The organism is Planctomycetota bacterium (assembly GCA_039182125.1).
Classification (GTDB): domain Bacteria; phylum Planctomycetota; class Phycisphaerae; order Tepidisphaerales; family Tepidisphaeraceae; genus JBCDCH01.
This window is the reverse complement of the sequence record JBCDCH010000102.1, coordinates 1-11,484: the sequence shown is the minus strand read 5'-3', so window position 1 is coordinate 11,484 and position 11,484 is coordinate 1. Positions and strand designations below refer to the sequence as shown.

General features: G+C 64.3%; 5 protein-coding genes. 4 read left to right on the top strand and 1 reads right to left on the bottom strand.

What is annotated here, in order from left to right; all coding sequences use genetic code 11:
- The first annotated feature begins 116 nt into the window (after nt 1-116).
- The 4 genes from AAGD32_17460 to AAGD32_17445 all read left to right on the top strand — a co-directional run bounded on the left by AAGD32_17460 (nt 117) and on the right by AAGD32_17445 (nt 10,250).
- Nucleotides 117-938, top strand: a complete 822-nt coding sequence (locus AAGD32_17460) for a hypothetical protein (protein MEM8876036.1) — start codon at nt 117-119, stop codon at nt 936-938.
- 358 nt (nt 939-1,296) lie between these two features.
- The gene (gene rpoB, locus AAGD32_17455) at nt 1,297-5,082 is read left to right on the top strand and encodes a DNA-directed RNA polymerase subunit beta (GenBank protein ID MEM8876035.1); all 3,786 of its coding nucleotides are present in this window, start codon (nt 1,297-1,299) and stop codon (nt 5,080-5,082) included.
- A 162-nt stretch (nt 5,083-5,244) separates the two neighbouring features.
- Nucleotides 5,245-9,711: a DNA-directed RNA polymerase subunit beta' gene (gene rpoC, locus AAGD32_17450; protein ID MEM8876034.1), complete on the top strand. Its 4,467-nt coding sequence runs from the start codon at nt 5,245-5,247 to the stop codon at nt 9,709-9,711.
- 215 nt (nt 9,712-9,926) lie between these two features.
- Nucleotides 9,927-10,250, top strand: a complete 324-nt coding sequence (locus tag AAGD32_17445) for a DUF1476 domain-containing protein (protein MEM8876033.1) — start codon at nt 9,927-9,929, stop codon at nt 10,248-10,250.
- A gap of 110 nt (nt 10,251-10,360) precedes the next feature.
- Here the strand turns inward: AAGD32_17445 and mamK are convergent, their stop codons facing one another.
- The gene (gene mamK / locus AAGD32_17440; GenBank protein ID MEM8876032.1) at nt 10,361-11,422 is read right to left on the bottom strand and encodes a MamK family actin-like protein; all 1,062 of its coding nucleotides are present in this window, start codon (nt 11,420-11,422) and stop codon (nt 10,361-10,363) included.
- Nucleotides 11,423-11,484: the final 62 nt, after the last annotated feature.

The following is an 11,484-nucleotide window of genomic DNA, read 5'->3' as shown; positions in this document are numbered from 1 at the left end:
GTCCGCCTTGCCTGCCCCCGCTTCGCTCCCGTGGCGACTTGCGTTATCCTGCCCCGCCGCCGACCCCGTCGCCGCGGCCGCCCCGTTGAAATGAGTCCGATCGGCCCGCCCCCGCCATGCTCGTCTTCGCCCACATCGAAAAAACCGCCGGCAAGACGATGCGCAGCCTCCTGCGCCGCCGCTACGGCTCGACCCAGTGCGACCTCTACAACAGCCCCCACGCTTTGCGCGACGGCGACCTGGCCTACATCAAACGGTTCTACCCGGTCCTCCGCTGCGTCGCCGGCCACGCCTGCATGCCCGGCACGTTCATCGGCGACCTGCCCCACGCCCGGCATTTCACCTTCCTCCGCGACCCCGTCCAGCGGGCCGCCTCCGCGTATCAGTACGGCCACCACCGCGGCCGAGCCATGCCGCCGTTCGAAGCATGGGCCGCCGCCACCGCCAACTTTCAGACCCGTGCCCTGACCCGCCAGCCGCTCGGCACTGCTCACGCCGACGACGCGATCCGTCTGCTCGACGAGCACTTCGGCTTCGTCGGCCTGGTCGAACGCTTCGATGAATCGCTGATCCTCTTCAAACACTGGCTCGGCGACCCGGGCTTCCGGCTCACCTACCGCGGCGTCAACGTCGCCCCCGACAACCAGATGAAGAAGCAGATCCTCGCCGACGAAAGCAAGCGGCAGCTCCTGATCGACCTCAACCCCCACGACCTGGCCCTCTACGCCCACGTCCGCGACCGGCTCTACCCTCAGCAGCAGGCCGCGTTCGGCCCCCCGCTGCCCGACGCCTTGTCCGAATTTAAGCAGGCCCTGCAAACCACCCGCCCCTTGGCCGTCAGCCTCCCGCTCTGGACCAACCGGCTCAAGCGCAACCTCGTCTTCCGGCCCCTCTGGAAACGCCGCCTCCGGGGCCGTCCGACCGCCGCGCCCCAGTAGTCGCCGCGCCACGCCCGGCCCGGCGGCACCCCCTCCCGCCGGCCCGATCCCGCTCGCCCCGCCGGCCCACCGCGTGATGCCATTTACCCCCATCGGCGACGGCCCGACGGCGGAGGAGATCGCCGCCGGCTTCCCCGGAAAATGGCGGTAAATGCTTACAGCTTCAGGATTCCGCCGCCGCCGCCGCGAGATGAGGCAAAACTCGGACCACGGCCGCACCCGCGGAAATTTTTTTGCCACCCCCCCTTGTGAACCCCCGAAGATTGGTCTATAGTGCCGGGTTCGCGGTGTGATCGGGCCCAAAACCCCCACAACCTGACGTCACTCTGTCCCACCCTGGCCAAGCGCGAGGCAATTGATGCTGCTGAAATCTGTGCGTGACTTCTCCAAACGCGGAGATGCTCTTCCCATTCCCAACCTGGTGCGTGTGCAACAGGTCGCTTACGAAAGATTCCTCCAAGAAGAACACGCCTACGACGCCCGCGACCCCCACAAGGGGATCGAGGGCTTGTTGCGTGAGGTGTTCCCCATCGTTTCGTACGACGGGAACATGCAGCTTGAATATCTCTACTACAAGCTCGACGAAGCCCGCTACACCCCCGACGAGTGCCGGGAGCTCCGGCTGACCTACGGCATGCCGTTCCGCGTCGCGGTCCGTCTGGTCCGTAAAGACGTCGCGGAAATCCCCGAAGAAGAGATCTACCTCGGCGAAGTGCCCATCCTCATGGGCGGCGGCGAGTTCATCATCAACGGGGCCGAGCGCGTCATCGTGAACCAATTGCACCGCTCGCCGGGCGTGGACTTCTCCATCGCCTCGGCCGAGGCCGACCGGCCGCTGCACTCGGCCCGGATCATCCCTGAGCGCGGCTCGTGGATCGAGCTGGAGGTGTCTAAAAAAGACGTCCTCCAGATGCGCATCGACCAGTCGACCAAGATCCCCGCGACCACCTTCCTCCGGGCGCTCAACGAAGACTTCTCCACCACCGACGCCCTGCTCAAGACGTTCTACAACGTCGAGAAGATCAAGGTAAAAGACGCCAAGCCCGAGCACTACGTCGCCTCGCCGATCATCGACACCGACACCGGCGAAGAACTCGTCCCCCTGGGGGCGCAGATCGGCGACAACATCGAAGAGGTCCTGGGCAGCTCGCTCAAGACCATCGAGGTCATCGCGAACGCGTCGGACATGTTGATCCTCAACACCATCGCCGACGAGAAGCAGGCCCACCTGCCCGACGACCTCGACGTGACCGAGCACGAGGCCGCGCTGCTGGCCCTCTACGCCCGCCTCCGCCCCGGCAACCCGCCGCAGGTCGACAAAGCCCGCGACCTCTTCGAAGAAAAATTCTACGACGAGAACCGCTACCGCCTGGGCAAGGTCGGCCGGTTCCGCATCAACCGCAAATTCGATATGGACGTCCCCGAAGACGTCATGCGTATCCGGGCCGAGGACTTCCTCGAAGTCATCAAGTACATGCTTGACCTGCGGAACAACCGCAACAAAGCCCACATCGACGACATCGACCACCTGGGCAACCGCCGCCTGCGAACCCTCGACGAACTCGCCGTCGAAGAGCTCCGCAAAGGCTTCCTTAAGCTCCGCCGCACCGTCCAGGAGCGGATGTCGGTCAAGGACCCCGACGAGCTGGCGAAGGTCGCCGACCTGATCAATTCCAAGTCGATCAGCAGCGCGATCGACCACTTCTTCGGCCGCGGCGAGCTGTCGCAGGTCGTCGACCAGACCAACCCGCTGTCGCAGCTGACCCACGAACGCCGGCTCTCGGCCCTCGGCCCCGGCGGGCTGAACCGTAAGCGGGCCGGCTTCGAGGTCCGCGACGTCCACATCTCTCACTACGGCCGCATCTGCCCGATCGAAACCCCGGAAGGGACCAACATCGGCCTGATCGCTTCGCTGGGCCTCTACTCCCGCATCGACGACTACGGCTTCCTCCAGACGCCCTACCGCGCGGTCGAAAACAACAAGGTCCAGGACGAAGTCGTCTACCTCCGCGCCGACGAAGAGATGAAGCTCACCCTCGGCCCGACCGACGCCATCGACGAAGACGGCAAGATCATCGCCGGCAACGTCCTGGCCCGCGTCGACGGCGACCTCGCCCAGGTCGGCTCCAATAGCCTCGACTACATCGACATCAGCCCCAAGCAGATCGTCGGCGTCTCCGCCGCCATGATCCCTTTCCTCGAGCACGACGACGCCAACCGCGCCCTGATGGGCTCCAACATGCAGCGCCAGGCCGTGCCGCTCATCATCACCGAGCCCTCCTACGTGGCCACCGGGATGGAAAAGGAGATCCCCAAATACTCCGGTATGGTCGTCCGCGCCAAGCGCCCCGGCACCGTGACCTACGTCGACGCCCTCAAGATCGTCGTCGACAACGCCGACGAGTACGAACTCCGCAAGTTCGTCGGCCTCAATGAACGCACCTGCCAGAACCAAAAGCCCATCGTCCGCCTCGGTGAAAAAGTCAAAAAAGACCAGATCATCGCCGACGGTGCCGCCACCCACCAGGGCGAGCTCTCGCTGGGCAAGTCGGTCATGGTCGCGTTCAACACCTTCGACGGCTACAACTTCGAAGACGCGATCGTCATCTCCGAACGCCTCGTGAAGGAAGACGTCTTCACCTCGATCCATATCGAAGACTTCGACGTCGAAATCCGCGAGACCAAGCTCGGCCGGGAGGAGTTCACCCGCGACATCCCTAACGTCTCCGAGAAGATGCTCTCCATGCTCGACGACCAGGGCGTCATCCGCATCGGCGCCCGCGTGCAGCCCGGCGACATCCTGGTGGGTAAAGTCTCGCCCAAGAGCAAGTCCGAGCTGACCCCGGAAGAAAAACTCCTCCACGCCATCTTCGGCCGCGCCGGTGAAGACGTGAAAAACGACTCGCTCGAAGTGCCCGCCGGCACCGAAGGTATCGTCATCGGGGCCAAGCGGTTCTCCCGCCGGATGCACCTCAACGACGACCAGAAAAAAGCCCTCCGCCGCGAGATGCGCGAGTACGAGCAGGAGATGGACGAACGGGCCGTGACCCTCTTCCGCGAGTTCGTCGAACAAGTCAACGAGCTTACCGGCACGCAGATGGTCGACCCGTCCACCCGCCAGAAGGTCGCCCAGTCTGACATCACCGAGGTCGTCACCGAGCAGATCAACGACTTCAACCTCAAGTGGGTCAAGGGCAACAAAGAGATCAAAGAGCAGGCCGAGCAGCTCTACCAACAGTTCTGGCCCCGCATCCAGGCCCTGGAAAAAGAAAAACAGCGCCGCCTCGCCCACATGAAGCGCGGCGACGAGCTCCCCTCGGGCGTCCTCGAGATGGTCAAGGTCTACCTCGCCACCAAGCGGCCGCTCTCGGTCGGCGACAAGATGGCCGGCCGCCACGGCAACAAGGGCGTGATCGCCCGGATCGTCCCGATCGAAGACATGCCGTTCCTCGACGACGGCACGCCGGTCGACGTCCTGCTCAACCCCCTGGGCGTGCCCTCCCGCATGAACGTCGGGCAGATCCTCGAGACCCACCTCGGCTGGGCGTGTCAGGTGCTCGGCTTCCAGGCCGTCACCCCCGTCTTCGATGGCGCGACCGAGCAGGAGATCCACGACGTCCTCGAAGAGGCCAACACCTACATCGATAACCGTATGGAAGAGACCGGCGGCGCCCACGGCGACCGCGAACTGCTCGCCAAGATGCCCAAGGGCGCGAAGATCCAGCTCTACGACGGCCGCACCGGCGAACCGTTCGACGAGAAGACCACCGTCGGCTTCATGACCATCATCAAGCTGCACCACCTGGTCGACGACAAGATCCACGCCCGCGCCACCGGCCCCTACTCCCTCATCACCCAGCAGCCGCTCGGCGGCAAGGCCCGCACCGGCGGCCAACGCTTCGGCGAGATGGAAGTCTGGGCCCTCGAAGCCTACGGTGCCGCCTACGTCCTCCAGGAGCTCCTGACCGTGAAATCCGACGACGTCGAAGGGCGTACTAAGATCTACGAATCGATGGTCAAGGGCACCAATACCCTCGAGGCCGGGATGCCCGTCGCCTTCGACGTGCTCTGCAACGAAGTCAAGGGCCTGGGCCTGAACATCACCATCGAAAAATCCGAGTTCGAAGGCGGATCGATTTTGTAACGAGTCGCTCGCCGCTAGAGCCCGGAGCCTAGCCAGAAGCAAGCCGAACTCGTTTCCCGCTGAACGTCCGAACCTGAATGTGAACCTCCCCGCAAGCCAGAACCTCTCCGCCCCATCCTGCTCTTGCGAATAGCTAGGCTCTAGCGCCTAAAGGCTAAACAAATGGCTGAACAACTCTACGACCGCGTCAACGACTACTCCTCGGTGAAGATCAACCTCGCCTCACCCAACGACATCCGCTCGTGGTCCTTCGGGGAAGTCAAGAAGCCCGAGACGATCAACTACCGCACCTACCGCCCCGAAAAAGACGGGCTGTTCTGCGAACGCATCTTCGGCCCCGAACGCGACTACGAGTGCGCCTGCGGCAAGTACAAGGGCACCAAGTTCAAGGGCATCATCTGCGACCGCTGCGGCGTCAAAGTCACCCACAGCCGCGTCCGCCGCAAGCGCATGGGCCACATCAACCTCGCCGCGCCCATCATCCACATCTGGTTCTTCAAGGCGATCCCCTCCCACCTCGGAAACCTCCTGGGGATGAAGACCAGCGACCTCGAAAAAGTCATCTACTTCCAGGACTACGTCGTCACCGACCCCGGCGACACCCCCCTGAAAGACAAGCAGGTCCTCACCGAAGACGAGTACCGCCAGGCCATCGCCGAGTACGGCTCGGGCTTCGTCGCCATGATGGGCGCCGAGGCCGCCAAAGAGCTCCTCGAAACCATCGACCTCAACGCCCTCCAGGCCGAGCTCCGCGCCGACCTCAAGGCCACCAAGTCCAAGCAGAAAACCAAAGACCTCTCCAAGAGGCTCAAGATCGTCGAGCAGATCCGCGGCAGCGAAAACGACCCGACCTGGATGGTCATGGACGTCGTCCCGGTGATCCCGCCCGACCTCCGCCCGCTGGTCCTGCTCGAGTCCGGCAACTTCGCCACCTCCGACCTCAACGACCTCTACCGCCGGATTATCAACCGCAACAACCGGCTCAAAAAGCTGATGGACCTCAACGCTCCCGAGGTCATCATCCGTAATGAAAAGCGCATGCTTCAGCAATCGGTCGATGCGCTCTTCGACAACGGCCGGTGCCGCCGCCCTGTGCTCGGCTCGTCCAACCGCCCGCTCAAGTCGCTCACCGACATGATCAAGGGCAAGCAGGGACGGTTCCGTGAGAACCTCCTGGGCAAGCGCGTCGACTACTCCGCCCGATCCGTCATCGTCGTCGGCCCCGAGCTCAAGCTGCACCAGTGCGGCCTGCCCAAGAAGATCGCCCTCGAACTCTTCCAGCCGTTCATCATCCGCAAGCTCAAGGAGCACGGCCTGGTCGACACGATCAAGTCTGCCAAGAAGATGCTCGAACGCCGCGACCCCGAGGTCTGGGACATCCTCGAAGAGGTGATCTACCAGCACCCGGTCATGCTCAACCGCGCCCCCACCCTCCACCGCATGGGGATCCAGGCGTTCGAGCCCGTCCTCGTCGAGGGCAACGCCATCAAGATCCACCCGCTGGTCTGCGGCGGCTTCAACGCCGACTTCGACGGCGACCAGATGGCCGTCCACCTGCCCCTCTCCGTCGAAGCGCAGGCCGAAACCAGCGTGCTGATGCTCTCGCCGCACAACATCTTCAGCCCCGCCAACGGCGACCCGATCATCTCGCCGTCGCAGGACATCCTGCTCGGCGTGTACTACACCACCATGCTCCGCGGCATGCCGTCCGAAGAAATCGCCAACGAGCTGGTCACCCGCTCCGGCGAACTCTCCGACGACCAGCTCGCCGAGATGCGCAAGTACAAAGAGTTCAAGGACTCCACCGAGGCGATGCTCGCCTACGACCTCAAGAAGATCGGCATCCACGAGCCCATCGTCGTCCGCCCCGACCCCGCGAAGTACCACGGCGTGGTCAACCAAGAGCGCGGCGACGTTGAGCCCCTCCCCGAGACCGGCCGGATCATCACGTCCGTCGGCCGGCTGCTGTTTAACGACATCCTCGAACCCGGCATGCCTTTCTACAACTGCGCCCTGGGTAAAAAAGGCTGCTCCCGCGTCATCGACGACACCTACCAGTACCTCGGTCGGCCCGCGACGATCGCGCTGCTCGACAACATGAAGGCCGTCGGCTTCAAGCGGTCGACCACGTCCGGTCTGTCCTTCGGCATCACCGACCTCCGCATCCCCGCCAAGAAGCACGACCTGATCGCCGCGACCCAGAAAAAAGTCGACCGCGTCGAAAAAGCCTACGACTCCGGCGCGATCACCGACCGCGAACGCTACAACCAGCTGCTCGACCTCTGGACCCACTGCCGCGAAGAGGTCACCAAGGAGCTGCTCAAAGAGCTCAAGTCCGACCGCCGCGACGCCGAGGGCAACGAGCTGCCCACCGAGTCGGCCGACGGCGAACTCTACATCAACCCCGTCCACATCATGTCCGCCGACGCCTCGGGCGCCCGGGGCAACCAGTCCCAGATCCAGCAGCTCGCCGGCATGCGGGGCCTCATGCAGAAGCCCTCGGGCGAGATCATCGAGACCCCCATCAAGGCCAACGCCCGCGAAGGCATGCGGGTCCTCGAATACTTCTCCTCGACCCACGGTGCCCGTAAGGGCTTGGCCGACACCGCGCTCAAGACCGCCGACTCCGGCTACCTCACCCGCAAGCTCTGCGACGTCGCCCAGAACCAGTTCATCGGCGAATACGACTGCGGCAGCAAACGCGGCATCGCCAAGCGGGCGATCTACAAAGGCGAAGAAGTCGACGTGCCGCTCCGCGACCGGATCTTCGGCCGCGTCGCCCGCGAAACCATCGCCAACCCCATCACCGACGAGATCATCGTCAAAGAAAACGAACTGATCACGATGGAGGCCGCCCGCAAGATCGAAGACCTGGGCATCGACACCGTCGTCGTCCGCTCGCCGCTCACCACCGAAAGCCGCACCGGCATCTCCGTGCTCGACTACGGCATGGATCTCTCCACCGGCAAGCTCGTCGAGCCCGGCCTCGCCGTCGGCATCATCGGGGCCCAGTCCATCGGCGAGCCCGGCACGCAGCTCACCATGCGGACCTTCCACACCGGCGGCGTCGCCACCACCAGCCTGGTCGATACCTCGCACCGCGCCGCCAACGCCGGCGTCGTCGAGCTCCGCGACTGTAACGAGGTCCCCGTCCAGGACGACGAGGGCCACGACGTCCTGGTCGCACTCAAGCGCAACGGCGAAGTCGCCATCCTCGACGACAAGGGCCGTGAACTCGAAAAGTATAAAGTCCCCTACGGCGCCTACATCCGGGCCGACCCCGGCCAAAAAGTCAAAAAGGGCACCGTCCTCGTGACCTGGGACCCGCACCGCTCGGCGATCCTCGCCGAGAAAGCCGGCGTCGTCCGGTTCGAGGACATCGTCGTCGGCCAGACCGTCCGCCCCGAGAAAGCCCAGGGCCAGGCCGAAGAACAGCTCGTGGTCATCGAGCACAAGGGCGAGATGCACCCGCGGATCGTCATCGACGACCCCAACGGCAACATCCTCGACTTCCACTACCTCCCCGCCAAAGCCCGCATCGACGTGACCGAAGGCCTCAAGATCGAAGCCGGCCACATGCTCGCCCGCCAGCCCCGCGAAGCCACCAGCTCCGCGGATATCGTCGGCGGCCTCCCCCGGGTCACCGAGATCTTCGAGGCCCGTAAGCCCAAGGACGCCGCGGTCATGGCTGAGATGACCGGCACCGTCGAGCTCCGCAGCGACAAACGCAAGGGCAAGATGACCGTCATCGTCCGGTCCGATTCGGGCCTCGAAGTCGATCACCACGTCCCGCAGGACCGTCACCTGCTCGTCCACTCCGGCGACCACGTCGAAGCCGGCGACCCGATCATCGACGGCCCCCTCGTCCCCCAGGACATCCTGCGGATCAAGGGCGAAGAAGCCCTCTATAACTACCTGCTCGAAGAGGTGCAGAACGTCTACCGCGCCCAGGGTGTGCCGATCAACGACAAGCACATCGAAGTCATCGTCGCCCAGATGCTCCGTAAAACCCGCGTCGATAACCCCGGCGACACCGACCTCTTGCCCAACGAAGTCGTCGATAAGTTTCGCTTCCGCGAAGCGAACGAAAAGATCGCCGGCTGCGGCAAGGTGAAAGAGCCCGGCGACTCGTCGCTGGTCGTCGGCACCATCGTCACCAAGGCCGAGCTCAAGGAAGTCAACGCCAAGCTCGAGGCCGACGGCAAAGCCACCGCCTCGGCCAGCAAATGTCGCCCCGCGACCGGGACGATCCTGCTGCTGGGGATCACCAAGGCCGCGCTCCAGTCCGAGTCGTTCCTCTCCGGGGCGTCGTTCCAGGAAACCACCAAGGTCCTCACCGAAGCCGCCCTCGCCGGCAAGTCCGACGACCTGGTCGGCCTCAAGGAAAACGTGCTCCTAGGCCACCTGATCCCGGTCGGCACCGGCTTCCGCGAGTACCAGAATATGAACGTGGTCAAGCTCGCCGAGCCCCCCGCGCAGGAAGCCCTGTCCGTCGAAGAAGAGATCGAGCAGGCCGCGATGGTCGCCGAGGCCGCCGGTGCCGAATCCCCCGAAGAGATCACCACCACCGTCGGCGACAGCCGGCTGGTCGCCGAACTCCTGGGCGAAGACACCACCGGCAAGAGCTGAAAGGCTTGCTTAAAAACCAAACCCCACCCGGCCCCGCGCTCACCCGCGGGGCCGTTTTGTTTCCGTCGCGATGATGCCCACGGCGTACCATCGCCCAGCCAAACCCTCAGGCCGCACCCGATGAACAGGCCGAAGCGCGTTTGCGTACTATGATAAACAGGGGTTTTGTAGATTCGCCCCGATCATTTTTCAGAGATAAATCAAGGAGGTTTGCCATGTCGGGCTACGACGAGCGGAAACAGGCGATGGAAACACGGATGGCGCAGGACAGCGAGCTGCGGTTCAAAGTCACGAACCGCCGAAACCGGCTGCTCGGCGATTGGGCCGCCGAGAAGCTCGGGCGGAAAGGCGACGAGGCGGTCGCCTACGCGAAAACCGTGGTCTTGGCCGACTTCGAAGAGCCGGGAGACGCCGACGTGATCCGTAAGGTCGCGGCCGATTTCGCGGAAGCGGGCCTGCCGGTGACCGAACAAGAGATCCGCCAGGAACTCGCCCGGCTGCAACCGCAGGCCCAGCAGCAGGTCATGCAGGAAACCTGAATCGGCCGCCCCCCTTATTCCGCAAGATCCACGAAAAACGCCCACGCGGCTTCGCGTGGGCGTTTTCGTGATCGGTGGGGCGGCGCGGGCAGGCCGCACGCCGGCCGCGTTTACTTGAGCTGCTGCCAGTAGCTGGCGGGCATGTCGAGCGCGAGCTGCAGCGCGCCGTTGGCCCCGGCGTACATCGGCTCTTCGACGACGGTGACGCTCGCGCCGCCGACGCGGTCGAGCTTGTCTTCGATCGCCTTGTTGAGCCCGTCCATCAGCCCGCCGCCGCCGGAGAGGATGATGTTCTGGCGGAGCTTATCCTGGAACTCGGGGTCGAAGCTCGAGATGAGCTTGTGGATCGACTCGACGATGGGGTCGACGAGGATGTTACAGGCCTCGCGGATCACGTCGGTCACGTCGTGCATGGTCGGCTTGCCGTCGACGGGGAACTCGGCCTCGATGGTGTCTTTCGCGGTGTGGACGTAGCCGAACTTTTCCTTGAGCCGCTTGATCATGTTGATGGTGACCTGGGCGTTTGGGAACTTCTTGTTGATCAGTTCCATGAGCTTTTTGTCGACGGCGTCGCCGGCGATGTTGAGCGAGGCCTGGTCTTCCATGCTCGGCACCGTGCCGTGCATCCGGCAGAGGTCGGTGGTGCCCGCCCCGATGTCGACGACCAGCACGTCGGAGATGCGGTCCATGCCGTACGCGACGCAGAAAGGCTCGGTGACGATCATGACCGAATCGAGGATGCCCTTGGTGCACTCGATGATCGCTTCCTTGTTTTTGCCCGAGGCTTCGGACGGCACGCCGACGACGCCGAAGAGCTGCTCGCCGCGGCCGGGTTCGACCATCTCGACGAGGTAGTTGATCAGCTCGCGGGCGGCCTCGAGGTTGCGCGAGCCGTCGGTGTCGTCCTGGATGACGCCGTCGGCCAGCGGGCGGTAGAGGTCCAGGGACAGCCGGTTATCGAGGGCGGTTTTGCCGAAGACGATCTCCTGGCCGCCCATGTGCTTGAGCGACACGGCGTCTTTGGGCCAGCCGACGTAGGACTCGACCGTCTTACGGACGCCCGAGGCCGAGGCGATGGAGGAGCGGCTGGTGCCGAGGTCGATGCCGATGTAGAGGGCGTTTTCGGCCGCGGCGCTGTCGTCTTGGGGGGCGGTGGTCGAGGCTTGGGTCATGGGTCGTTCTCCTGAACTAATAGGCTGCGATATGGTGGGGTCGCAGGGGGTGCGGGTGGGGG